The 25060-nt window shown below is 58.7% G+C and carries 22 protein-coding genes; 12 read left to right on the top strand and 10 right to left on the bottom strand.

Annotated elements, in window-relative coordinates; translation table 11 throughout:
- Positions 1-1395: 1395 nt before the first annotated feature.
- Positions 1396-2853 (top strand): MATE family efflux transporter, encoded by a 1458-nt coding sequence (locus H8A92_RS03540; RefSeq protein WP_229194474.1) that lies wholly within the window; start codon positions 1396-1398, stop codon positions 2851-2853.
- Between the two features lie 839 nt (positions 2854-3692).
- Positions 3693-5237, top strand: coding sequence for an NEL-type E3 ubiquitin ligase domain-containing protein (locus H8A92_RS03535; protein ID WP_229194473.1), 1545 nt, complete (start codon positions 3693-3695; stop codon positions 5235-5237).
- Between the two features lie 2554 nt (positions 5238-7791).
- Here H8A92_RS03535 and H8A92_RS03530 read toward each other — a convergent pair.
- From H8A92_RS03530 to H8A92_RS03515, 4 genes are all read right to left on the bottom strand, one after another.
- Positions 7792-8388, bottom strand: a complete 597-nt coding sequence (locus H8A92_RS03530) for a response regulator transcription factor (RefSeq protein ID WP_274613209.1) — start codon at positions 8386-8388, stop codon at positions 7792-7794.
- Positions 8385-11066, bottom strand: a complete 2682-nt coding sequence (locus tag H8A92_RS03525) for a PAS domain S-box protein (RefSeq protein WP_229194471.1) — start codon at positions 11064-11066, stop codon at positions 8385-8387. Before H8A92_RS03525 ends, H8A92_RS03530 begins: the two co-directional genes overlap by 4 nt.
- Before the next feature lie 100 nt (positions 11067-11166).
- Positions 11167-11613: a hypothetical protein gene (locus H8A92_RS03520; RefSeq protein ID WP_229194470.1), complete on the bottom strand. Its 447-nt coding sequence runs from the start codon at positions 11611-11613 to the stop codon at positions 11167-11169.
- A 29-nt stretch (positions 11614-11642) separates the two neighbouring features.
- Positions 11643-12011 (bottom strand): antibiotic biosynthesis monooxygenase family protein, encoded by a 369-nt coding sequence (locus H8A92_RS03515; RefSeq protein ID WP_229194469.1) that lies wholly within the window; start codon positions 12009-12011, stop codon positions 11643-11645.
- A gap of 97 nt (positions 12012-12108) precedes the next feature.
- Between H8A92_RS03515 and H8A92_RS03510 the strand changes: the two genes are divergently transcribed.
- Entirely contained in the window at positions 12109-12582 is a 474-nt protein-coding gene (locus H8A92_RS03510; RefSeq protein WP_229194468.1) for a MarR family winged helix-turn-helix transcriptional regulator, read from the top strand.
- A 461-nt stretch (positions 12583-13043) separates the two neighbouring features.
- Here H8A92_RS03510 and H8A92_RS03505 read toward each other — a convergent pair whose 3' ends face one another.
- A complete protein-coding gene (locus H8A92_RS03505) occupies positions 13044-13763 on the bottom strand; it encodes an aspartate/glutamate racemase family protein (RefSeq protein ID WP_338026498.1) in 720 nt (239 codons plus the stop codon).
- A 101-nt stretch (positions 13764-13864) separates the two neighbouring features.
- On the opposite strand from H8A92_RS03505, the gene H8A92_RS03500 reads away from it, so the two are divergent.
- The gene (locus H8A92_RS03500) at positions 13865-14092 is read left to right on the top strand and encodes a hypothetical protein (protein WP_229194467.1); all 228 of its coding nucleotides are present in this window, start codon (positions 13865-13867) and stop codon (positions 14090-14092) included.
- A 132-nt stretch (positions 14093-14224) separates the two neighbouring features.
- A complete protein-coding gene (locus H8A92_RS03495) occupies positions 14225-14329 on the top strand; it encodes a hypothetical protein (RefSeq protein WP_338026497.1) in 105 nt (34 codons plus the stop codon).
- 24 nt (positions 14330-14353) lie between these two features.
- On the opposite strand, the gene H8A92_RS03490 is transcribed toward H8A92_RS03495, so the two are convergent.
- Together H8A92_RS03490 and H8A92_RS03485 are read right to left on the bottom strand one after the other, a co-directional pair.
- Positions 14354-16477, bottom strand: a complete 2124-nt coding sequence (locus tag H8A92_RS03490) for a prolyl oligopeptidase family serine peptidase (RefSeq protein WP_229194465.1) — start codon at positions 16475-16477, stop codon at positions 14354-14356.
- A gap of 1099 nt (positions 16478-17576) precedes the next feature.
- Positions 17577-18356 (bottom strand): AbiU2 domain-containing protein, encoded by a 780-nt coding sequence (locus H8A92_RS03485; protein WP_229194464.1) that lies wholly within the window; start codon positions 18354-18356, stop codon positions 17577-17579.
- A 537-nt stretch (positions 18357-18893) separates the two neighbouring features.
- On the opposite strand from H8A92_RS03485, the gene H8A92_RS03480 reads away from it, so the two are divergent.
- Positions 18894-19472: a Fic/DOC family protein gene (locus H8A92_RS03480; RefSeq protein ID WP_229194463.1), complete on the top strand. Its 579-nt coding sequence runs from the start codon at positions 18894-18896 to the stop codon at positions 19470-19472.
- Positions 19473-19476: 4 nt separating this feature from the next.
- Here H8A92_RS03480 and H8A92_RS03475 read toward each other — a convergent pair whose 3' ends face one another.
- Positions 19477-19737, bottom strand: coding sequence for a DUF6290 family protein (locus tag H8A92_RS03475; protein WP_229194462.1), 261 nt, complete (start codon positions 19735-19737; stop codon positions 19477-19479).
- Positions 19738-19781: 44 nt separating this feature from the next.
- Between H8A92_RS03475 and H8A92_RS03470 the strand changes: the two genes are divergently transcribed.
- From H8A92_RS03470 to H8A92_RS03450, 6 genes are read left to right on the top strand one after another with little or no spacing between them, the layout of a single operon-like run.
- Complete coding sequence (locus H8A92_RS03470; RefSeq protein ID WP_229194461.1) at positions 19782-20180, top strand: multiubiquitin domain-containing protein; 399 nt, start codon at positions 19782-19784, stop codon at positions 20178-20180.
- 11 nt (positions 20181-20191) lie between these two features.
- On the top strand, positions 20192-20578 hold the full coding sequence (locus H8A92_RS03465) for an E2/UBC family protein (RefSeq protein WP_229194460.1): 387 nt from the start codon (positions 20192-20194) through the stop codon (positions 20576-20578).
- Complete coding sequence (locus tag H8A92_RS03460; protein ID WP_229194459.1) at positions 20575-21957, top strand: ThiF family adenylyltransferase; 1383 nt, start codon at positions 20575-20577, stop codon at positions 21955-21957. Before H8A92_RS03465 ends, H8A92_RS03460 begins: the two co-directional genes overlap by 4 nt.
- Positions 21954-22325 carry a ubiquitination-like system serine protease family protein gene (locus H8A92_RS41165; RefSeq protein WP_420831283.1) on the top strand — a complete coding sequence of 124 codons (372 nt, stop codon included), beginning with the start codon at positions 21954-21956 and terminating at the stop codon, positions 22323-22325. Before H8A92_RS03460 ends, H8A92_RS41165 begins: the two co-directional genes overlap by 4 nt.
- Positions 22315-23217, top strand: coding sequence for an SDH family Clp fold serine proteinase (locus H8A92_RS03455; protein WP_229194458.1), 903 nt, complete (start codon positions 22315-22317; stop codon positions 23215-23217). The genes H8A92_RS41165 and H8A92_RS03455 overlap by 11 nt, the downstream gene beginning before the upstream one ends.
- Before the next feature lie 55 nt (positions 23218-23272).
- On the top strand, positions 23273-23626 hold the full coding sequence (locus tag H8A92_RS03450; RefSeq protein ID WP_229194457.1) for a hypothetical protein: 354 nt from the start codon (positions 23273-23275) through the stop codon (positions 23624-23626).
- Positions 23627-23845: 219 nt separating this feature from the next.
- Here the strand turns inward: H8A92_RS03450 and H8A92_RS03445 are convergent, their stop codons facing one another.
- Together H8A92_RS03445 and H8A92_RS03440 are read right to left on the bottom strand one after the other, a co-directional pair.
- Positions 23846-24265 (bottom strand): hypothetical protein, encoded by a 420-nt coding sequence (locus H8A92_RS03445; RefSeq protein WP_229194456.1) that lies wholly within the window; start codon positions 24263-24265, stop codon positions 23846-23848.
- Positions 24266-24835: 570 nt separating this feature from the next.
- Positions 24836-25042 (bottom strand): cold-shock protein, encoded by a 207-nt coding sequence (locus H8A92_RS03440; protein WP_338026496.1) that lies wholly within the window; start codon positions 25040-25042, stop codon positions 24836-24838.
- Between the last annotated feature and the right edge of the window lie 18 nt (positions 25043-25060).

Genomic DNA, 25060 nt, shown 5'->3' with positions numbered 1-25060 from the left:
CGCGATGCCGGACGCGCATGGTCGGCATCCCCAGTCAGCACCGCGGGGGGCATCGTAAGCTTTGTCCCACGGCCGCGCACCATCATGATCATTGAACGCCCGCTCCAGACTCGTCTACCCGCAATTTGAACGACCTGAAGATGAACAAGACGACCACTCGCCGTGCGTCCAGGTGGAAAGCTTTTGACATTCGGCGAAATCTGCGTGAGCCCCCCGAAACAGGAGGCTCTCGTCAAAACGCTACGATACGGTCCTACAGTCCCAGCAGCGCAACGTGTCCAAAGCGCCTGAGCCTAGCGGCAGGGCCGATCTCGATTGTGCAGTTCGCGCACCGGGTCCGCAACACGATGCATCCAGAGGTCTTCGCCAGGTCCATGACAAACACCTCTCGCCTGCGGCGGCAGAATCATCGGTCCCATGATCGGCTCGAAAACGCTACAGTAGCGTTCTGATCAACAGCATCATCGACGCTTTGGGATTCGCGCGGTCGCGTGTTAGGTATTGAACTATTGACTGTAGAGTTGCGCTGGCGTTCATCGATCGGCGACGAGGCCGATCGCCCCTCAAGTCTGCGCTCGAGCTCCGCCAATTCTGCCTTACATTCGGCTATAACCGATTGGGCACAAAGCATCTTGACCTTGAGCTCGTCCTGTTGCCTGAATAGTTGGTCAGGATCCCAATCGTTCTGCATCAGCTCATCAATCTTCTGCCAGCGCAAGCTCCGATGCCTAGCCGTCGCTCAGCTTCAAGGAAAACGGCTCGGCATCTCGCCGTTGATTGACGCTCACGCTTGCGATGTCGATGAAAGGTCAGGCGATAGATCGCCTTCTGATGTAACACCTTCGATCTGGCATGCGCATTCGTGACGTGCTCCTTGGAAGGTGATTGGTGCCGACCGTCAAATCTAACCGCGATCTGAAGGTGACAAAACGCTGCCATCCAGGCATGCGCGGTGGAGCGCGCCTGGCGAGACCCCTGAAGTCGAACGGATGCGACAATCTTCATTAGAAAGCCCGTATGGGTTACTGGAGAAACATCATGGCCGCATAAATCTCTCACATCTTTCAAGCAATCGACATGCCAATGGCGCTTGAGAGTTTTTCATTGAAGAATGACGCGCCTGTCGTTGCATTAATTCCCTGCAAATGTCCTGTTGTCGCGCTTGAGACAGGCGGCGTCTGAAAGCGGGACAGCCGAGTCGCAATCACAACGCTCATACCAGTGTTCGCTTTTCCTTGCTGGCCAAACGCTCTTACCATTTTTGAGCGGAGCGCCATCGATTGAGAACATGCTATCAGCAATGACAGTGCCGATGACGCGACCCTAGATTGCGGCGCGAATGTCGTGTCAGCACGGCAATTGGCTGAAGCGCGGAATCCGGAGCGGCGGCATTCAATGAGTAAGACAGGGGACGACACGCAGCTATCATCCTGGCGTCGCCAGTTCGCCAAATGGGTGGCTCGCCATCACCTCAGTGGCGAACTCGCCGTAACTGCGACGCTCGCGACCCCGATCGCGCTCACGCAACTTGCGCAGATCGCGATGATGGCGACGGATCTGGCATGGATCGGCCACATCGGCACCGACGCCCTCGCGGCAGCCGCGCTTGCCGGCATGATCTTATCGGTTGGCCTGACCTTCGCAGGCGGCGTAATCTCGGCAGTAGGGCCGCTCGCAGCGCAAGCCCGGGGCGCGGCAAACACCGCCCTGGTACGGAGCTCGCTGCGCATGGGGCTATGGATTGCAGTCGTTCTATGGGCGCCGATGATAGTTTTGGCGGTGCAAGGCGAGCAAATCGTGCTTGCGCTTGGCCAGGAGCCAGCTATCGCGCGGTTAGCTCAACAATATCTGTTCGGGCTCACCTGGGGCATCTTGCCGGCGCTCTGGTTTTTGGCGATCCGCAGTTTCATGGCAGCGGTCGATCGGCCGGCGCCGGCCTTGTGGATCACGCTCGCCGCCATTCCAACCAACGCACTGCTGGCCTATCTGTTGATCACCGGCAAATTTGGCTTGCCGCGACTTGACTTGTTCGGGGCCGGCCTTGCGACCAGTCTGGTGAACAGTGGGACCTTTCTGGCCGGTATTTGGTTCGTTACATACTGCCGTCCTTTTCGCGACTACCAGGTGCTCCGATATCTTTGGCGGTTCGATTGGCCATTGATGCGGGAGCTCCTTGTGGTCGGCACCCCGATTTCGCTCGCTATTTTTATGGAATCAGGTCTTTTCTCTGCGACGGCCCTCCTGATGGGTGTGATCAGCACCACCGCGGTTGCCGCACATCAGATCGCATTCCAGGTTGCAGCCGCCCAGTTCATGATCCCGTTTTGCATCGGAATGGCGGTGAGCCTACGCATCGGACACGCACTCGGCCGCAACGATCTATCAGGTATCAGACAAGCTGGTTTTGCCGCCATGCTGCTTGGAGTTTTGATCGCGGCGGTCGCTACCGTTGCGGTGGTCGGCACGCGCTTTACAATCGCCGAGCTGTTCGTCGACCAATCGGCCAGCAATGCGGACGCCACGATCAAGCTGACTGCAGCTCTCATCCTTGTCGGAGCGAGCTTCTTCGTTACAGATGCACTTCAGAGCATTGCCGCTGGCGGCCTGCGCGGCTTAAGGGACACGCGTGTGCCGCTGCTCTTCGCAGGCGTCGCTTACTGGCTGATCGGCCTTTCGGTCAGCTACGTGCTCGGCTTGAAAACTGGCCTCGGTGCCATCGGTATTTGGATCGGCTTGTCCATCGGCAAGGCCATTTACGCGGCCCTGCTTGTGATACGTTTGCGTCTTTTGGCGAACAGAACTCCCGTAGCAGCCATGAGTCAGGCTTCAGCTGGAGCGGTGGGCCCGCCATGAGCCGAAGCTATAGCGCGACCAGAAAATGCACCTGAATGACAGGCTCTGCAGTCTGTGGAGCGCGGTTCCTCATTCTCCTCGGACCACACATGCAGCCGGCGAGGCGTTCGAGCAGCAGGCAAGCGCCGGCGAGCCTCACGAGGCGACCACGCTGTACGCCGGACCAGTCAGTTTCCAACCAGCGAAACGGTTCAAGGTGACCTACCTCTGAGTGTTTCGTCCGGACGGAGTTCTGGTTCGGCCTGAGTAGCAGTCTCGTGCCCGACGCTGCGAATGTGGTATTGAAATATTTGAGTAGCTGCGCGACAGCGCAGGATCCTTACCGAGCGAACAACGAGTAGCTTTGCAACCTCTTCATGGCGGATGACCTGACGCTCGTCAGCTTATCGACAGCTGAGCTTCCTACCATGCGAAGTCTCGATCTAGCTGATAGTGCCGTCTCATCGGCTAAGTCCAACACGTCATGGAGTTCAATGAATACCGAACGAGCTCAGCCTGGCGCTAGCATGCCTTTCGAATCCGAAAGCATCGAGCCAGCATCTGCGGCCGCCGGGCGGTCCCCCTCATGCCTGCCGCAGTGGGCGTCAGCCCTGACGCGGTGGGTCACGGGAGCGGCCGCCGCCGACCTCGTCTCGTCGCAGGACCGCGCTCTGGCGAGCTGGGCAGCAGAAGAGCGGCAGGGCCCAAACGAGAATCGGCAAGAGGGGGTCAACCGGACGAGGGCATGGCGGGACGAGGGTAATGTCAGAGACGAGCTGAATTTGTCGTCATTGTCCCTGACCACTTTGCCAGCCTCACTCCCGCCCAGGCTCCGAACCGTCAACGTCATCGGTAACCAGTTGAGCAGCCTGCCGGCCCAGCTTCCGGGCGGACTCCGTGACCTCTACGCTTCTGACAACCGGATGACAGGTCTGCCCGCCCTTCCGAGTAGGCTGCGGAACCTCCACCTCATAGCCAACGAGCTGACCAGCCTGCCGGCAGAGCTGCCATCCAGGCTCCGCAGCTTGATGGTGGATGGCAACCAGCTGACCGAACTGCCCGCCCTTCCCGCCACGATCGAGGAGTTCTCCGCCAGCAATAACCAGCTGACCGGTCTGCCCGACCTTCCAGGCAGGCTCCGCCGCCTGGACGTCAGCGAAAATCAGCTGACGAGCCTGCCCGAGCTTCCAGCCAGACTGCGCTACCTGGACGCAAGCGACAACCAGCTGACAAGCCTGCCCGAGATTCCGGCTAGACTTGGTTACCTTGACGTCAGCGAAAATCAGCTGACCAATCTGCCCCAGACACTCCCGGTCAGCCTTGAAATGCTCGGCGCTAGCAATAACCAGCTGACAGGCCTGCCCGCTACCGTGCTGACGCAGCTCGGCAGCGCGTCTAGCATCGACCTGCGGTCCAATCCGATACCGGCCCCGGTGCTGGCCGATTTGGCGTCAGCCACGCGTGGCGTGCATTATGCCGGCCCGCAGGTCTTGCTGTCGATGCCGCTACAATCGGTGGAACATCAGCCGCCATCCCTCCACGAGGTTGTCGCGGATTGGCTCGTGGACGAGCCCGGCGCAGTGGACGCGTGGCAAGGCTTCGCCGAAGAGCCGGGTGCGCAGGACTTCGCACTGTTCCTTGAAAGACTCGCGGGCACCGTGAACTATGGTCATCAGGCATTCCGCGATCGGGTGGCCGAGAATCTGCTACAGGCTGCGATGAGGCCGCAGCTGCGCGAGCAGTTTTTCGAGCTCGCCAATGGAGCGACTGCATCCTGCGAGGACCGCATCACTTTGACCTGGAACGGCATGCAGACCGCACGCGTAAACACTGATGTCAAGGACGGGCTCTATGACAATCGGCTCGACCAATTGCTCCAACACGGCCGTGTGATGTTTCGTTTGGGGGCGCTCGACGACATCGCACGCGAGACGGTCAGCTCTCTGCGTCGTGCCTACCCTGAGGCAGATATCGACGAGATCGAGGTCTATCTTGCCTATCAGACAAAGCTACGGGATCGGCTTGAACTGCGCCACATCGCGCCTGATATGCGTTTCTTGAATCTCGCTGAGGTTACGGCGGACGACGTTGCCAGGGCTGAGGCGTCGGTGCGGGAACAGGAAGCGACGGGCTTTGCGGATTTTCTGGCAACGCGCTGGGAGCCCTGGGATACGGCGGTGGGGCGGATTGCCCCCGATGATCATTCCGCGACGCGAGACCGGATTGTCGATGCGATCGAAAATGAGTTTCCGACGCGCTTGAACGAGCGGCTCGCCGAGCATGGCCTGATGGATGATGTCGATGCCCGGCGGGTGGTCGGAGCCCAGATCCTCAGCGAAATCGCACGCGAGATCAAAGGCGAGCTCGTGCATAAGGTTCTCCGGGAGCACGGCCTCGAGCCCTGATCGATGCGAAAGCCGCCCGATCATGCCGTCTGGTTTGGTCGTTACGGGAAACGATTGTTCAGGTTGAATGGATGCATTCAGTTGCCGGCTGCTGACTACATCCGACTATTTCGGCGTGTTGTTCGCTCGCCGGCTGTACCCGACTCGCAATTCTCAACTTTCGCACAGCTACCGGACCGAAAGGCTGCCGCTGCTGACCATCCGATAGGGCGTCGCGCGATTCAGCTTTAGAATGTCGACAATCCAAAGTTGGCGCGTTCGGCTCGACGCCAACCCGAGGGGAGGCCGGTGGCGTAGGCGTGACGGGCATCGCAGCCAATGTCGTCCTGTCCGAGCGCCCGCAGCTACGCCGCGGCTTCGTCAGCTTTTCGAAAGCTTGCTCGGGTAGGATGTCTGTTCAGGTGATCTTGGACGTGAGGCTACGTGGACCCGCACAATTGTGACCCGTCCAATGTAACAGTTTGGTTGCAGGTACAGCACGTCACCTCGGAAGAGCAGCAAGTGGGTCGACGAGGCAACAAGCGTTTGCGTCGTCCTTGGCAACGGCGCTCCCAGCCAGCGGCGGTACACGTCCTCATCCGACTCAAGAAGATCGGCGCCGTATTGATAACGCGAGGGCTCGGATTCATTGAAAAGGCGCACATTAAGCCTGCGATCACCGCACTTTGCCGATTGCGGGCATGTTCTCCGCTTTCGGCGTCGAGCGTTTGATCTACGCAATCAGCGATCCTATCGCTTACGTTAACAAATTCTAATAGCAAAAGGATGAAGGGCGCGGTTGAGCAATCTTCGTCGTTTGCTGCGAGCCGCCGCTATCCCTGCGATTCCACCTCAGAGGACGACGAGAGTTCCATTGAAATGATGACGCGTGCCAATAGGCGCAGCGAGGCCGCCCTTGACCCGTATTGCCCTGCCCTTCGCAGATTCTCCGACGCGCTTATTCTGGAGGGCCAGACTATATCTGGACTGGACCATGACGCGCGGGTCAAGTCCGCTCGGAGGCTATTCCCGCACGACAAAAGTCTTATCTCCGCGTTAAATTCATTTCGTGCTGCGGAGCTCTGCGACAAATTTGGGTCGTGATCCGCCTTCCGGTCCAGGCGCTTCGAGCAGGCACGTGAGCCTTGCAGCCTGGCGGAGTGGTCTTCTATCGTCATCTGCACGGCTTCGGTTGGTTGGGCGACACCGCACGTGACCTCTTGTGGCATTCAAGCGCATGTCGCTCTGATGGAAAATCGCTATTCCGTGGCGTTGGCAATTAACCCGCCGTCCGACCTAGCCAGGGATGATCGGCCCGCTCTATCCGACAGATGACGGACAATATCCAGGTACGGCGCATCGGCGCCGACGAAGTGGATCAGCGTTGGAGCCTCTCGCCGACATCGCCATTGACTGCGTCGCCCACGGCGACTCGGTCAGCTTTCTGCCATCGCTAGCTCGACGACGTGCACCGGGTACTTGCGCAGCCTATCAGACGCGGTCATTTGCTATGGATTCGTGTTACTAGCTCCGGAAGATGGCGCAGGTCAGATTGTTGGCACAGCGCAGATGGTACCTGCCGGGTCTGAGAACCAATTGCTCAGCGTTCGACTCGTCAAACTCCTGGTTGACAGAAGTGTACGCCGCCGCGGCATCGCGGGTGCCGGATCATCTCGGCCGTCAGCGAGTTAGCACGAAAGGAGGAAAGACGTTGTCAACGCTCAGCACTGCCACAAGTTCTGGCGCGGAGCGTCTTTACGTCAGCGACAATGCCGAGCCGACAATCGGCAAGGTAACGTTGAATTACCGCTACTCTGGCTCTCATTCAATGTGCATAGCGCAGGGGGCGCGGAGGTTGTAGCAATTCCTAGCATGCGCTTGACATACTGACGCCCTAACGACCTCGTCTTGGGGCCTCGAGATAGTGAGGTATGTCGCCGCATTCTCAACATGCGAGGCAAAGGCGATTAGCGAAACGTGAACAGGCTCTACGAAGCCATCGGATTACTTTGCTGCTCGGCCAGCCGTTGGATTAAGCGTGTGAACCAGGCAAACGACCATCATAAACTTTCGTATCGTTACGTGCCCCCCTTGAGGTGCCTAATCTTTACCAAGGTTCGATTGAGCCGCTGATCACGATCCTCTTAGCTACAGGTGCGGCCGGCCACAGCGACATCTGATGCGTCTTCGCCGGCTTCGTCAACTGATAGCTGATCAGGAGGTCGCACATTCTATTTTTCGTCGGAATGGCAGTCTTTGTCGAGACTTGGATAGAGATAGTGATGGAACCATTCGAGCTTGCGTGGTGCGAGTTCGAATACCAACGGGCTCTCAGATGCCTCGGAGAGAGGCAGAAGTGGGCGGACGACGTCTAGTCCCAGAACGCGAAGATTCAGCCGTTCTGATCCCGTCATGCGGAAGGGCCTGTCGGCCACACTTTATGACAGCGCTCGGCCACGCACGCCAGCAATGTCCTTCAGCGCGGCAGCGAACCGGCCACGCACGACCCCGTTCCGGTCGATGGGGTAACAACGGTAGTCTTGCCGGACCCAACAAACCTCGACGCGGTCGCTGTTCACCAGCGTTTCAGCCAGTGATCGCACGGCGTTTTGGAAATCCGCCCGGCGAGCCCAAGCTCGGCGGCTACCCGCTTGTTCATCAGGCCGGCAGCGACCAGTTTCATCACCCGCTGCTCGCGCGGGCTTAAGCTCTCAAATCGACACCGTAAGTGCGCGACAATTTGCCGAGCCTTCCGTCTTTTGCGATCGCGTTCGGTCGCCGCAACCACGGCATCAAGCACTTCCTGATCGCGAACAGTTTGCTGAGAAAATCGAACGTCCCTTCCTTCATGCCCTGACGTCACGGGGATGTCGCCATGGCCGGCAATGAAAATGATCGGAATATGTATACTCAGCCTCGTTAGCTCGGTCTGGTAGTCAAGGCCGCTCAAGCCTGACAGCCGGACATCAAGAACTAGACAGCCAATAACAGCAGGGATTGTGCTCCGCAGCATTTCGTGCGCCGATTCGGATGCAACAACGCCTAATCCTACCAATTGAAAACGATTTCGTAAGCGACGCTTGGAGATGTCATCCTCGACAAAGAAGACAACCGCCCTTGTCGAGGACTCGGCGTTGCTGACTTCACTTGGCGAGTCAAATCGTCCTGTCAGGAGACGGGCCCCTTATGCAGCGGTAGGGCAACCTGGAAGGTCGCGCCCGGTCCACTTTTGTGGACCATTGATAGCCGTCCTCCGTGAGCTTCCACAATCGAGCGGCAGATCGAAAGACCCATTCCAAGGCCCGCCGACTTGGTGGTGAAGAAAGGATCCAAGACGCGCTCCGCGTCGTTCTCGGCGATGCCGACGCCGCAATCGGTCACGGCAAGTTGGATGTGCCCCACATCGTCCTTTGATGATTGAATCAGCAGTTCGCACGTCCGGTCGGTAACTGTCTCCATGGCTTCGATTCCGTTCATCACCAGATTGATGATCACCTGTTGTAGCTGAATCCGATCGCCAAGGATCGGAGGCAGCCCTGCCGTCAACTCGGTTCGTAACGTCACTCGGTGGCTCATCAGCTCTCGTGTTACCAGCGCAATGACCTCCTTAACGACCTCGTTGATGTCGAGCGGCACCATCTCAATGTCGCCCTTCTTCGCGAGCGCGCGAATACGACGGATCACCTCGCTTGCCCGGGTTGCGTCCTCGATGATCCATTCCACCGAAGAGCGCGCCGCGGGAAGATTAGGAGCTTTTCGCCCCAACCAACCGATGCACGCATCGGCGTTGCTGATAATAGCGGCGAGTGGCTGGTTTATTTCATGAGCGATGGAAGTTGTCAGCTCTCCTAAGGTCGTTACACGCGTTACATGCGCAAGCTCCGCTTGTGCCTTTCGTAGCTCTTGTTCGGCTTGATGGGCGCGAATGGTCGCGGTGATGTCAGTGCTGACGCCACGGTAGCCGAGAAAGTTCCCCTTTCCATCGAAAAAGGGCTTGCCACTCGTGCGGACGTGGATCGGAGAACCTGTCCGATTCACGGTGCGGTAGACGAGATCCCGAAACGGAAGGTGGGTCTCCAATGTCGCCCGATGCTGCCGCCACTTCTCCGGCTCCTCCTCGAGGTCGCACGCAATGTCCCAGCGAAGCAGCCCGATCAATCCTGTCGCCAAAATTCCCGCAGCGCTGGTGTGCTCGGATAAGCGAGTGACCCGATGATCCGGGCCAGTCTCCCAGAGCCAGTCGGAAGCTGTCTCGGCGTAGTCGCGAAATCGCTGTTCGCTTTCGCGCAGCGCGACAAGTGTGTTTTCCAGGCGCTCCTTAGCTGCGTGTTGCTCCGTGACATCCATATGTGTTCCGATCAGCTCGCTGACGTTACCATCGCTGTCGACCACCACGTGCGCAACGGAGTGCATGCGTCGTATCCCGCCATCTGGTAGAAGGATACGAAAATCACATTCGAACCGCCCCTCTTTGCGTTCAATCGCCTGGCGCTGCACCTCCTCCAGTCGCGGCAAGTCATCCGGATGGATGCGCGATCGAATGGTGTCGATTGATACCGGCTCTTGTGGGCGGAAGCCGAACAGACGATCGACCTCAGCGGAGCGATACACGAAATCTAGACCGTAGACATCCCAGGACCAGCTGCCCGTGTGACTGAGATGCTGGGCTTCGACCAGATAGGCCTCGCTGCGGCGCAGCTGTTGTTCTGCTCGCCTGGCCGCCGTAATATCCGTGGCTGCCCCAACAAACTCGATCTCACCAGAGGCCGTTCTCGTGGCTCGTGCCTGCGCATGGATGTGCTTTACCGAGCCGTCTGGTAGCAGAAGCCGGTATTCGTGCTCGAAATCGCTCAGGTCTCGCGTCGCGCGCTCGATAATTTCTTGAACCGAAGCCCTATCATCTGGATGAGTGCGCTCAACGACGAGCTGCGGCCCCGGCGGCCTCTGGGGATCTAATTGGAAAATCCGAAATGTCTCCTTTGACCAGAAGGCCTCGCCGGTGGTGGGGTTCCAGCTGAAGCTGCCTGTGTGACTCAACTCCTGCGCCTGGGCCAAATGTGCTTCGCTCCGCTGCAGGGCAAGTTCGGTCCGCCTTCGCTCCGTGATATCTTCGCAGGTGATAAGGACAATGGGCTGCTCGTCCGCCCAGAGCATGGCTTTGGCGCTTTCGCGTACCCACAAGACCGAGCCGTCTTTCCTGACCTTCTGGACGTTCCAAGTGCGCGTTTGTCCGACATCCTCCAGGCACGTCCGAACGCATTCCCGAACGAACGCGCGATCCTCCTCGAGAAATACCTCCAGCACGGATTGACCGATCAGTTCAGCACGAGCATAGCCGAGTTGTGTCGCGCCGAATGTATTGACGTTGAGAACACTGCCGGCTTCATCGACCATGAAGTACATCGCCGGATTGTGCTCGAAGATGGCGCGCCACTGCTTTTCGCGATCCTGCAAATCGGCCGCACTCCGCTGAAGCTTGGCCGCAATCACACGCGCAGCCTCTCTTTCCTGGCGGAGCTTACCGATCAGGTGCGCTCCCACAATCGAGGCAATAAAGAATGCAACAACCACCGGCAGACCTTGGGGGGTATCGATTCGTAGGCTGAATGCCGGCGGCGCAAAGCAGTAAGCGAGAGCAGCGATGGCTACGATCCAAAGCGCCGACGACGCGATCAAGCTGCCCATCAGCGAAAACAGCATGATCACTAACAAATGCGCGAACGCCGTCGTGGCGAAATGCGCGTGAAGGTACAAGCAGGCCAGTGTTACCAAGGTCAGCGTTATGCTGCCGAAGGTAAACTGAAGGGCCGCACGTTCTGCTGCTGATTTGACTGCGCATTCTGATGCCATCCGGCCTGTTCTCCGGCGGAGCGCTATAACATTTCAGGGCGCGTACTCATAAAGCCACGACAATACCGGGCGTCACGTCAGTCGTCCGCGCAGTTCCGGTTCAAGCGGGTTTGCGGCGCAGCCATCGCTTCATTTTGAGACCGTCCCGCATGTTGAGAGCAAGAAGTGTAATGTTTGTTGCGCCCGCGATGAGCTCGATCGCCTGCACAGCATAGAACGTGGCATCGAATTCTGCCGCCTGAGCCTTGGACACAAGGAAGAGAGCAGACGGAATAAGAATCAGGATGCCGTTTCCTGCAATGAATGGCATGCGCTTGAATTTTGCCGCGATCAGTCCGGCCCGGCGCCCCTTTGCCAAGATGACACCTGTACCGCCGGTCGCAGCGAGCGCCGGAATCAGCAAGAAGAAACCCCACGCTATGGTGCTCTTAACCGCTGCAACTGTAGCATGGGACGCGAACAGCTCGCTGAGTACCGTCGATAGCCAAAATGTGCCGATCGTTGCGATCGCCAAGGCGCCGGCGACAGGATGGATCAACTTGATCATGAGTATCTTCCCTTCCTAAAAGCAGCAGGCTACGCAACGCAGATGCCGGACACGCCAACTTTCTGGAACAGATGAGGGGAAGCTATCGCCGAGGCCGGATAGCTTGAGATTTTTGCTAGAAAGTCAGGATGGGTGAAGGCCGCGCGGAAGTGTGCGGTGGATTCCCACACGGCGTAGTTCAGATAGGTCGGGCTATCTCCGAGAGCTCTGTGCAGCTGAGTGGAAATGAAGCCCGGCTGTCGCTTCATGAACGCTGCGTCGTCCTGCCAGGCCTTGAGAAAAGCCGCCTCATCGGCTTTGTCGAGAGTGAATGGGTTCACCAGGACGACAGAATTTGCCTCAATAGCGATCTGGCGGTCGATCGGGAAGGAAGGGTCGAGTGGGCGTAGCAGCGACATGAGTGCCTCCATCGGTTTTTAATATATGATGACTAATTGGTACTATGGGTACATAGTCGATTGACATCATGATGTCAATATAAAATAATGGTGACAAATGAAAAAAGCCACGCGAACCCCGGAGGGCGACGCCCTGACCGACCTTGTTCTCGATCTATTCAGGCTCGACAGCCTACTTCTGACGGTCGGCGACCGTCTGGTCGCCCCGCTTGGCCTAACAAGCGCACGCTGGCAGGTGCTTGGCGCCATTGTGTCCGCCGAACGTCCCCAACCGGTCGCTTGGCTCGCTCGCGACCTCGGCGGCAATCGTCAAAACGTGCAGCGGATTATCAATGATCTGCACAGGGAGGGCCTCGTATCTTTTGAGGTCAACCCGCATCACCGACGGGCGCAACTCGTCGTACTCACTGAGAATGGACAGCGCGCCTTCGAAGCCGCGATGGAATTGCAGGCTCCCTGGATCAACGATCTTTCAAAAGGGCTGTCGGTCAAGGATATACGGATTGTCCATCGCGTGATCACGGCCTTGCGAGATAAACTTGAGGGCAGCCGTGAGGACAAGTCGGCCTGACATGCACGAGGACAGGGGCTGCGGTGCAGTCAAGACGTTGAGCCGGAACAATCAGGCGCGCCTCGGCGGCCTGCGTTGGTAGGGACGAGAATGCTGCTGGTGACGTTGCCAGGCAGACAAAGCGTTTCCGGTCGCAGATTTGGCAAGCTGTTTTCCTTCCTTCGCTGTTCCTCGGGGCGCGAATACAGCACCGCGACCTCTCAGCCAACTGAGCAAACGTCATGCCATGGTCGCACGCAGACAAGAGACGAGTTTGTGACGGTCTCAGCTGGCTAGCGAGCGGAAATAGGGCAGTGAAGCCAATCTGACAAATTGCTAAGATTAAGCGAACAATTGTCCTTGATGCGCTGCGCGCTGCCCGAGATGGCCAGATACACCGCATCGAGACCACTGCAGAGGCCAGGTGGCTTCACCCCGGACGAGACCAGACGTCGATCCTCGATGCGGTCGTCGCCGCGCGCTTAGGGAGGCGGCATGAGCCGACCGCTGCCCTCTGCAAAATCAGCTGCCGCCCTGGCATGCAGCCTCGCCGAATCGAACACTGGCAATTGTGTATGTTCGGGACCGATGAGAAGACCAATCTCCGTGCAGCCAAGGATGAGCGCGTCGGCTCCCTGGGCGCGACCTCGGGCAATGATGTCGATAACTTCCTGGCGCGAGCGATCAGAAACCGTGCCGCAGCACAGCTCATCGAAAATGACATCGTGGATCCGGCTCCGCTCGTGCTCCGCCGGTATGACCGGCGAAAGGCCGAACCGCTGCCGCAGGCGATCACAATAGAACGGCTGCTCCATCGTATAGCGTGTCCCAAGCAAGAGTGGCCGCTTGACCAAAGCGGCAAGCAGAGCCGAAGCGGTCACATCGACGATGTGGATGAGCGGCACACTCAGCTCGGCAGCAACAATGTCTGCAACCACATGCATCGTATTGGTGCAGATCAGGACGCAGCTGGCGCCTGCATCGACCAACTGCCTGGCGATCCTCGCCAGATAAGCAGCGGCTTGCCTCCATTCTCCCGCCTTCTGAAGGGCGACGATATCGCCGAAGTCAACAGAGCGAAGCAAGATGTCTGCCGAGGCGAGTCCGCCGCGGCGCTGACGGACGATTTCATTGATTTCCTTGTAATAGACGGCCGTGCTTTCCCAGCTCATCCCTCCGATCAGCCCAATGGTTCGCTGCACTTTACGATCTCCACTTGATGCGAAGGCGACACTGGCGTACCGCGCCCTCGGCGATAAATCTCGAAGTTGTCTGGCGCAATCTCTCTGGAAAATGCAAATCGATGGCAAAGCTCTTCTCAACGGAGCTACGAAGCCGGCTGAAAGGGCGTGCCGTCGTCGAAACGATTCTGGACAAGTTACAGTTCGACGCAACGCCCCCCCTGACGACGCTTGCCGGATCGAGCGATCTTGCGGTGTCCGCCGTTGGCGGCGCATCGAGCACCGTGAAGGACAGCGGTCTATTCGGCGCGTCGCCCTGGTTGACCGACGCAAATCCAACGTATCGATGAGCGTGTTCATAGGTGTGCGCCGTCGCGCCACTCGATGGCTGGCTTGAGGATTTCCGGCGGGCCATTGCAGATATTACGTAAATCCCCGAATCCTCTCGCTTAACCGGCGAAACCGATTGTCTGCTCCGCCTGGTGGTGCCGGCCGTAGAAACCTATGATGCAGTTTGCAACATGCTGATCGCCTGCCTCGACTTTGCCAACGTCAGCTCGTTCATCAGCATGGAGGAGCTGAGCTAGGACCACAGGGCCCTCGACTTACGCTTAGGGCGCGGCTCCTCGTGGCTCAGGCGAAAGCCGCCTGGATGCGTATGTATATTCCAGAGCCAGTCTTCGCGCATGTTCGATGAGGTTGGCCGCGGCGCTGTGCCCCCCATCGAGGTTCTCAAAGTAAAAATAGGGTTGGCCAAGCGCAGCAAGCTTTGCGGCGGCCTTGCGGCCGTGCGCAGGATTGACGCGGTCGTCCTTGGTGGAGGTGAAAATGAAAGGCTCCGGGTAGCTCCTGCCCGGTACCAGCTTTTGATAGGGCGAGTAGCCCTCTATCCACTCTCGTTGTTCGGGAATGGCCGGGTCGCCATACTCGGCAGTCCAGGACGCGCCGGCGCCCAAGTGGGTGAATCGAAGCATGTCGAACAACGGCACCTGCATGATCGCCGCGTTGAAAAGGTCGGGGCGCTGGGTCATTGCGGCGCCCACCAGCAGGCCTCCTTGACTGCTGCCGATCACGCCAAGCCGGCGCGGACTTGTGACTTTCCGGCGGATCAGATCGTCGGCGACCGCGATGAAATCATCCCATGTCTTTTGCTTCGTTGCCCCCTGGCCAGCCTGGTGCCATGGTGGACCGAACTCGCCGCCTCCGCGCAGGTTGGCAACAACATATGCATTCCCCTGTTCGAGCCATAGCCGCCCCACAGTTCCTGCGTAGGAAGGGAGAAGCGGAATCTGAAACCCGCCATAGCCATAGAGCAGGGTCGGGGTTGATCCGTCGAATCTTGCGCTCCTGGGTCGCACCAGGAAGTACGGAATCCGCGTACCATCGCGCGAAGTTGCCTTGAACTGCTCAACGACATGCTTCGATGCGTCGAACGCCGCAGGTGCTGTTTTCAAGAGCTCGAGCCGTTTGCTTTTAGCGTCAAAGTACCAAAGCGACGTTGGCGCGAGATAGTCAGAGACGCTAAACAGCATCTCGTCCGCTTGCTGGGAAACGGCCGATAGGCTGACGCTCGCATTCTCTGGCAGCGGGATCGGTTTGGCATGCCATCTGCCCTGATCGTACCTGTAGACGAATGCCTTGCTTTGAACATTGTCCAAAATCGTCAGCACCAGGAAATTCCTGCTACTGCCAAATCCGCGGAGTGCCTGCCGGCAATTCGGCTGGAAAACGACAGATGGTTTGGCCCGCAGCGGATCCTGCTTCCATTCGGCCAAGTCATACGAGATCATTGAGCCGGCCTTGAAGCTGGTCTCGCCGCTGCGCTTCCAATCTTCGTCCAGTTTCACAAGCAGGCGGCCACTCACGATGCCGACGATCGCCGACTTCTTCGGCAGATCGAGCTCGATCGGCCCCGCAGGCCCAAACAGCACATACTGGCGCTCGAAGCCGTTGATCCGACGGGCGACGCCGGTCACATGGATCCGCCCTTCACCAAGCACAAATGGCACAATTTCGAAGTCGGTGCGCTGGCCACGAAAGACTTCGCGCGCCTGGTCGAGGGTCTGAGCGCGCTTGAGTTCTTTCAATACGAAAGCGTAGCCGGCTTCGGTCGTGGTCCCCTCGCCCCAATCACGTGCAACAAGGACAGTGTCACGATCGAGCCAGCTGACGTTCTGCTTGCCCTCTGGCAGCTCGAATCCGCCTGTAACAAAGCTTTTAGCGTCGCGATCGAACTCGCGTATGGACACGGCGTCCTTGCCACCATCGGAAAGTTTGACGAGACAGCGGCGCCCAAAGCAGCTGCGCCCCTTGTAGACCCAGTTCTTGTTCTCGGCGGCAGCGAGCGCATCGATGTCCAGGATGGTTTCCCATCGGGGATCCTCGCTGCGATAGCTCTCAAGGGTGGTGCGCCGCCAAATGCCACGCACATGGCGCTCGTCCTGCCAGAAATTTTCGAGACCTCGTCCTCCCAGCGAAACGTACGGAATCCGGTGTTTTTCCTGGAGGATAGTTAGGGCATCCCGATAAAAGCGATCATAGCGAGGGTCCGACTGCAGCGAGCCGAGCGTCTTTTCGTTCTCGGCCTGAGCCCAGGCCAATGCGCGCGGCCCCTCGGCCTCCTCGAGCCAGAGGAACGGATCGTCCACCGGCGTCGCACCAGACTGCCCGTCGAGCAGCGCGACTGTGAGACATATGATCGAGAGCAACCCGGCGCGCAGAACGGACTTTTTCATTGTCTTATCCTCGGACGGGCACGCACAAGGCGAGCCCGCAGCTTCTTGCGACTCGTCGCGAAATTCGCGTTTTGAGCGTGCATGCACTATGTCGCGCCGCCCGCACGTCGGCTGTGCAAGCAGCATGCCGTCCGGAAAACAGCAGTATCTGACGCGTCGTACCGCATCGCCAGGTCAGCTTCCTGACATTGGGTCTGAAGCTGACAATCAGGTGTCCGCCGGACAAGGTTTCGGCATCAGACAGCCTCGCCTGCCCTTTGAGGCCACTGGTTCGACCTGGGAAATCGGCGGTACGATATCGCGGCAGGCTGCTTCTCGCTTGCGCTCGGACAGACGACGCAGTGTTAGCCGCCGGAGCGTTGGCGCGTTCGGGGCTCCGCCTTTGCCAAGTTGAACCTGCCATAGTTCGGCCTGCCGCGAAGCGAGGCGCTGGCGCCAGTAAGAGGATCTTCTGAAAAATGGAAGCGAGCCCGCCTTTTCGCTCGCATCCAGACGCAATTCGTCCTTGAACTGCCATCCCTGCGTTCAACAGTCGCCACTATGCGCAAGGCCGGTGTCCGATATCGCAAAGCGCATTCTGACTTTGGCCACATGAGGCAGAAGCTCGACACAACGCTACCTGACTCTTTTGGCGTAGGGACGGAAGTCCGGCAGCGGCCCGGGGGCGGGCTCGGCCCCCTGGCATCCGGGATCGCTTGGCGACAGCGTGCAGTTGATCGTGGAGCGCAGGTACCAGGCCCTTGCTGCATCGAAGCTAGCGCGGAACAAGCGATACTCGTCCGGGGGCACTGTACCAGCCAGCGCGAACGTACCGGGCGTCGCGGTCGCCGGGAATTTCAAAGGCCGGCGGCACCTGAGTGGACGCGCAACGGAGGTCCGGCCGAGGCCTCCGGACCTTTTTGGGAAGGGCCCCGGAAAGTTCGGGAGACAGTTGGATGCCTTGCACGTTCGCGCCGCCGGCCTAAGACCGATGTTCCAAGCGCGGTCGTAAAGCCGACAAAGGGGAATGAAGCCACGATGGTGGTCGCCGCTGGATCGGTTGTCAGGCTGCGGGTGATGCCTCAGGGCGTCCATGGTGCCGATTTCGGCTCTATCGCACCTACTGTTTCGGATAGGCTGGAGCCTTGGAGCGCTCTATGATTTCGAATTTGCAGCTAGTCCAAAGTTCTTCAGCACACTTCTTGTCGATCTTCCGGGACTCTTCGAACGAAATGCTTACGCCGTTAACCCATGAGTATAGCAACTGAATGATTGCCAACGATCCTTCCAAGATGGGTTTCTCGTCGCCCACCTTCATCGGCGCAATCGTGTTGCCGCTCCGCTCCGCAATGGACTGCGTCAGATAATGGGCGATATGCTTGTCCCGAAGATTCTTAATCGATTTAAGCCCCTCAGATGCCTTGATCTTGCGGGCAAGGGTTATCGCGCTACGCAGCCCCTGAGCTGCGTCAACTGCATGCTCAGCACCGCGCTTTCTATTGGCTTCCTTCAGTAGATCAAGCGTCGCGTCATCGATTTTCTCGCCTCCGGCCGGTTCGGGCAGGCTGATGTATTGGGCGCGGGCATTCTCGGCCAATGCCTGGATGACCTTGTCGTCATCGATTAGCTCCACAACGGTCATGATCGCTTCTTTGTCGATGAAGGCCTGATCCCACAGCGCGCATAGCCTCACCATCTCAATCTGATGCATGGCTTGCCGGAAGACGTTGAACGCATTTGCGGCGTAGGAGCGCGGGATCTGCTTTGATAGTTGGTCGGAATAGACGACGATCGCGTTGTTTTCTCGGATGTCGAGCAAGTAATGGGCATGATCGACCAAGCGCTCGGTAACCCGCTTGGCTTCGGCAATGCGTTTGCTGACATCCCACGTGTCGTACATGCTGGCAGCCTCCCATCTGAAACGAGGCATTTATCTGCCTGCAACCTAATGCTTTACCTCAGCCGAAGCTAGCGCGATACGAGAAACAAGGTCTCCGCCTGATTTTAAGCGGCGCAAAGCCGCAAATGCGATTTACGGCTATGGGACTGCCGGCAAAGCTCGACCCGTGGCCACCTAGAGAGACTAAGGGCGCCCGTGCCGTTAATCTGTTTCCAGCAGCCACTTCCCACCCTTGGCTCGTAAGCGTTTCAGCCCATATAAGTAAGGCCAAGATAACGATGTATTCGGGATCGCGACTTCCGAGAATCCGTGTTATGGTTCTATCATGACCGATAAGCGTAGAGGCTCCAGCACCAACTCCTCCTCCCGCATTTTGGGAGACAAAACTTTTGCAGCCATTTCGGCCGTGGAAGGATTGAAGCTCGGCAAAGCTTCTAGGGAGCGCTTGTCAGCCCTCAACAAAAAGAATCTGACGCCGGCCCAAAAGAGGGCTGAGGTATTGAGGGCGTACGTCCAGCCCAAAGGTCGCTAACGCCATTGAGTCGTTACGACGTTTTTGACGATCCCTACTGCTATAAAGGCACCTTCGTCCTCAAGAACCGAGCCGGCCTCAGGGATGCGAAGACCTTGGACGATTTCGAGCTCGAAATGTCGACGCTGAGATCGCTAGAGCCATTACCGGCGGGCCGCTTTACACCAGCACACTATAGAAGCATCCACCATCATCTGTTCCAGGACGTCTACACCTGGGCTGGAAAATACCGGACTGTTTGGACTTTCAAGGGGGGAAACCCATTCGCCTACCCTGACCATATCGCCTCTTCGATGAACCAGTTGTTCAAGAAGCTTGCGCTGCCGCCGCTCCGACCTGAATCGCGAGTGGATGATTTTCTGAAAGAAGCCACAGACTTCCTTACGACCCTCAACGTCATCCACCCCTTCCGGGAGGGCAACGGTCGATCTCAGCTGTCCTTCATGCACCTCATCGGGCAACGTGCCGGTCATCCGTTCGAATTTAAGCGCGTCGACCGCAAGACCTTCATGCCCGCCATGATCGCGAGCTTCCACGGCGATACCGGCCCGTTAAGAGCCGAACTAGAAAGATTGCTGGGATGATCGACTACTCGCTGCCGGCCTGCCGGGCCAGCAGACGACGCGCGCGCGCCAGCCGGGCTTTCAGGTCCTCCTGAAAGGAGGGGTCTTTACGCCGGCTCTCGATGTGCTCGCTAATAGCCGCACGAATCACGTCCGAAACGGCACGCTGCTCGACCGACGCGACGGTTTCGAGCGCTTCGGCCTGCTCGTCCGTGAGGCGAATGGTCATTGCTTTTGTGGTTTTCATGAGGGGAGTCTGCACCTTAACACCGGCCTTGTCAAGCACTTTGGTTCTATGGTATCTTGGTATCAATCAATGGAGGTACCGAGATGGCTGAGCATGAAGAACCCGGACGGGAAGACCGCGCCAAGGAGCTGGAGGCCTTTAAGGAGCGCCAGCTTCGTGAGCTGCGTGAGTTCGAGGAAAAGCAACTGAAGGAGCTGGAGGAGTTCGAGAAACGCGAACGCGAGGAACTTGAGGAGTTTGAGGAGCGCCAGCACCCGTACGAGATCAAAATCGACCGCACCGAGTTCAAGGTGAAGGAGCACTTCCGGACCGGCGCTCAGCTGCGGGCTCTGCCCAACCCGCCGATCGGTCCTGACCGCGATCTGTTCGAGGTCGTGCCGGGCGGCTCGGACGAGAAGATCGCCGACAACCAGGAAGTGGAGATGCGCGACGGGCTGCGCTTCTTCTCGGCGCCGGCCCAAATCAATCCGGGCTCAACCTAAGGACAACCGCAGTGCTGCCTTCACACGACATCGAATACCTTAACGCCAAGGCACCGGGCCACCAGGTGACCAGCGAAGGCGGCGTGATCTGCGTGGTTGTGCCTAATTACGCCCTGCCTCCAGGGTTTGACCGGGAGGCCAGCGATCTCCTCATTCGCCTGGCCCCCGGTTATCCCGATGTGCCGCCGGATATGTGGTGGTTCCATCCGCCCGTCCGCCGCAAGGACGGCGTCGAAGTCCCGGCCACGCAAGCCCAGGAGGGCCATCTCGGGCGCCAATGGCAGCGCTGGTCGCGGCATTTTATGGCGGGCCAATGGCGCTCGGGCATCGACTCGCTGCAAAGCTACTTTGCCCTGATCAGGAACGAGCTGCTGAAAGCGGCGCCGGGGGGATCATGACCGTCACACTCGTCCTCACCGAACCGTTGTTCCAGGAAATCGAACAGACAGCCAGACTGCCGGTGGAGACCGCAGGCGTGCTGCTTGCCGGGATCGCTCATGCACCGAATGGCGATATCCGGCTGCTCGGGCGCGCCATGCGTTGGGTACCGCAAGACGCCTATCTCGCGCGCGAGGGAGATCACCTTGCAATCGCGTCGCAGGGTTACGTTCCTTCCCTCGCTGAAGCCGACCGTATCGGTGCCGTCCCGATTTGGTTTCACACCCATCCCGGCACGGTCGGTCACCCGACCCCGAGCATGGCCGACCGCAAGGTCGATCAGGATATCTCCGACCTCTTCCGACTGCGTTCGGGCGCAGAACTGTACGTCACGCTGATCGTGTCGCCACGCGATGATGGCATTACCTTTACCGGCGAAGTGAACTTCGGCGACGGCGGCAAAGCCCCAATCGATCGGCTCTGGCGCGTTGGCGACAAGTGGCAGCTCGTCAATTCGTTCAATTCGGCCGCGCCGCAGATCCCCGCGATCTTTGATCGGAGTGTCCGTGCATTCGGCCCTGACATCCAGCAGACGCTTGGCGCCTTGCGGGTGGGCATTGTTGGCTGTGGGGGCACCGGGTCAGCGGTCGCCGAGCAGCTGGTGCGTCTCGGCGTTCGGCATCTGACCCTGACCGATGCCGACACACTGACCGAGAGCAACGTGACGCGCGTCTACGGCTCGACACCTGGCGTGGTTGGCGAACCCAAGGCCTCGATTCTGAAAGGCCACCTGACGGCCATTGCGCCAGACCTCTCCTGCAACGCTGTCACCGCGATGGTGACGTTCGAGAAGACGGCGCGTGAGCTGATCCCTTGCGATGTGATCTTCGGCTGCACCGACGATAATGCGGGCCGCCTGGTTCTTTCCCGATTTTCAACCTTCCTCGCGATACCCGTGATCGATTGCGGAGTGTTGCTGGGCGGCGACGGGACATTGGCCAGCATCAACGGTCGCGTGACAACCCTCACACCGGGGGGCGCCTGTCTGGTCTGCCGCGATAGGATCGACCTTGGTCGTGCGGCAACCGAGTTACGCACGCCGGAGGAACGGATACGGCTTGAGAACGAGGGTTACGCGCCGGTATTAGGCGGCATTGAACCGGCGGTGGTGACGTTCACCACCGGCATCGCCTCCGCAGCAATTAACGAGCTCCTGGAGCGTCTGATCGGGTTCGGGCCCACCCCGAGGCCGACGGAGGTGCTCTTCCGCTGGCACGAACGCGAAATCTCGACCAACAATGCCAAGCCTCGACCAGGTCATTACTGCGACTCGGAAAGCCACAAGATCGGCAAGGGCGATGGCAAACCCTTTCTTGAGCAGGCGTGGCCCGAGGCATGAAGATTCGTTGGTGGCAATGGTTCTGGCTGGACTGGCTTCCGCAGTGGCTAACGCGTCGACGGGTGCACTGCATCGGCCTGGTCGAATCAGCAGATGAGATTCCGGAGAAGCTGCCCAGGAACACCGCCGTTGTTGTCGGCACCGCGGCACGGCCGAAGTGGATCGCGTTCGATTGTCCGTGCCGAAGTGGCCATCGCATCATGCTTAACCTTGATCGCGGACGTAGTCCTTTTTGGCAACTATCTAAGGTTGACGGCCCTCTTTCGCTTTCGCCGAGCGTGAACTACTATGATGGTCGGCGCAGATGCCACTACTTCGTAAGAAACGGAAAAATCGACTGGTCGGGGGACACGTTCAGTGAGCGATAAAGGTCAGGAGCCCTTGGCTTCAACGTCACAAGCCGAGCCGGTTAAGGCTGAGCGTCCGCTCACTAAGACGCCGATGTACGCGGCGATGAACGCCGGCCGCTATCAAAGGCAGGAACTCATCAAGCAGATAAACGCTGCCGAACATACAAATCTGATCTGCTACGTCGGAAGTTTGGAGACCGAGATCGACAGGAACGATGTCATCGGTTTTGTGGAGATGCTTCACAATATACCGGAAAATTCGCCAATCGACCTCCTTCTCAATACCGGCGGTGGTGACGTCGATGCCTGCGAAAAGCTTGTATCGCTCATTCATGCAAAGGCCCGTGACAAAGAGTTTCGCGTTGTCGTCCCTGACCTTGCCAAAAGCGCAGGGACACTCATGGCGTTGGGCGCCAATAAAATTATTATGAGTGACGCTTCCGAGCTCGGCATGATTGATCCGCAATTTCTTATGCGGGATGCTCGCGGCAACGAACTGTTTTTCTCAGTAACAAGTTACTTGGAGGCCTACGAAGAGCATTCCGAAGCTTTGCGCAAAAACGCTCAGGATCAGGTCGCGCTCCTCATGCTGGACGGCTTTGATGCAAGGACGGTCAAGAAATTTCAGGGTATCCGCGATCGGGTGAGGACTTTCGCAGAGGACATGTTGAAGCGGCGCGGCGCACCCAGCTCGACGATTTCATATGAGCTGATGAGTTCGAGCCGGTGGAAGACCCACGGACAACCTATTGGTTACGCCGACGCGACGCAGATTGGCTTGCCTATTGAATATTTGCCGCCGACGGGCGAACGTTGGAGCCGTTATTGGGAGCTGTACTGCTTGCTTCGCCTCGAAACGAAAGAGGGCAAAAAAATCTACGAATCGGCCTATGCTTCGCAAGTAGTGTAAGTCGGTGGAACGCGGTCTTCTAGGCCTAGCGAGAGGGCGACTGGGGACCGACAAGGTGCAGCGCGGTGACACAGCAGGCAGCTGGCATGCGGAGGAGCGGGAGCATCGCCGCCAGGAACGACGGTTCTGGAATGCCTATATTGGTCTGCTCCTGGGGCCGAATTTGCGAACGCCGGCCTTGGCCCGTGGGCCGGCTGTCGGCCGTCCGCGCAAGATAAAGACCGCTCAAGCTGGGCAAACGCCGCATCGTCAAATGGCGGCCGCCTGCGGAAAATTGGTGTTGCTGCCGCGCAGCGGTGCATTCTGGAGCCTTGAGAACGCCAAGCTACGGCTGTACTACAATTTCGTGCTTTATCATCTTCATCCGCATTCGATCCAACTGACGCTCAAAGTCGTGGCGTCCGTGTAATGAACAGTCTGTTCGGCGATGGTGCGGCCGCTGTTGCGTTATCAGCGGGACGGAGCCTCGCTCAACGACACTAAGCGCGGGATGATGTCCGTCAATCGACTGATTGCATACGAGGCATGTTAGGCAGCATCAAACTCGTTTGTCGCGTCTCCTTCGTCGAACGAATCGAATGCCGAACCCATCTTGTGAGGGACGGGGGATAGTTGGCGTCAAGCCGCTTCATGCTGTACGCCGATCAGACCGGGCCTTCCTGCGGCGCCGCCGCGGCCAGCGACGGCGATCGAAGGAAGCACCATGTGGCTCAGCGATATCCAACGCATGCGCATGACGTTCGTTGGACGGAGGATCGATGGTCGGTTGGGGCCTGGGCCTCTCTCTTTGATCGGCGGCCGCTTTTTCGAGCGCAGACAGGAATTGCCGCCCCTCTTGTGTAATTTCCCAGCCGAGAGCATCGCGAAAGACAAACTTCGCCGAAAAGATATTCAGATCTGGGGCATGTTCGGCCAACCGCTTCATGCGATCGGTCCAGTCGCGGCCGCTGTTCATCAGGATCTCCACGGCGCTTCGGACTTCGGCAACAGAGGCCCGCCCGGTGGGCTGACCGGCCAGCACTTTCAGGACGGTCAGCTGGAAGGACACTTCTCGTGTCTCCGATGGGCTGTGTGGTGCAGTTCCCTGCAATGGATCAAGGCTTAGGCTGCGTCGTCAACAACATGGCGCCGTTAACCTCAACTATTTTGGCTAACCCGGCGGCCGCGTCCTGAAATCGCTGCCGGCTCATGCGCGAGCGATCCTCGCGCGGGCAAAGATGTCAGCGCCGCAGGCTCGTATCGTCCAGAACGGACAAATTCCTCTCGGTAAGCTCCCTCACAAGCGACACCACAAACTTTGCACCGTGATCGCCGGCCGGTGCAGTAAGTTGCTGTGAGACATGCGCGGCGTGCATCTCCTCGTCCGCTGGGCAGGAGTGTACGATTTGGACCCTTCATGTCCCTGAGGATATTGTGTCACCCTGCACCAAGGCGAGCAGAATTCGGAACGGCTGTGACACCGGCGAGCAGTGCCGTGATTGAACCTGCCACGGCGCTCGGGCAAAGCCTCAGTTGGAAGCGACATTCGCAAAGGACCGCCCGGCGCACCAGATACAAGGCATCGCCGGACAGGTGCGAGATTACAAGTCGCAGAGGGCAGCCCGGAGGTGCACGTCAATCAGCCAACCCGAAGATCCTCAGCTGAGGTCTTGCCCGAGCGCCCGGCCTTGAGCTCGTAACTGACCCGAGCCCCCTCTTCGAGGGTGGCGTAACCGGCCTTTTCCACGGCACTGATGTGCACGAACACATCGGCACTTCCATCCTCCGGCCGAATAAAGCCATAACCTTTGCTGGAATTGAACCACTTCACAATACCCATTGCCACGGCAGCATCTCCATCAGT

It is taken from the genome of Bradyrhizobium acaciae, from assembly GCF_020889785.1.
Taxonomy (GTDB): domain Bacteria; phylum Pseudomonadota; class Alphaproteobacteria; order Rhizobiales; family Xanthobacteraceae; genus Bradyrhizobium; species Bradyrhizobium acaciae.
Note: the sequence above shows the minus strand (reverse complement) of the source record. Positions and strands in the feature narration are given on the sequence as shown.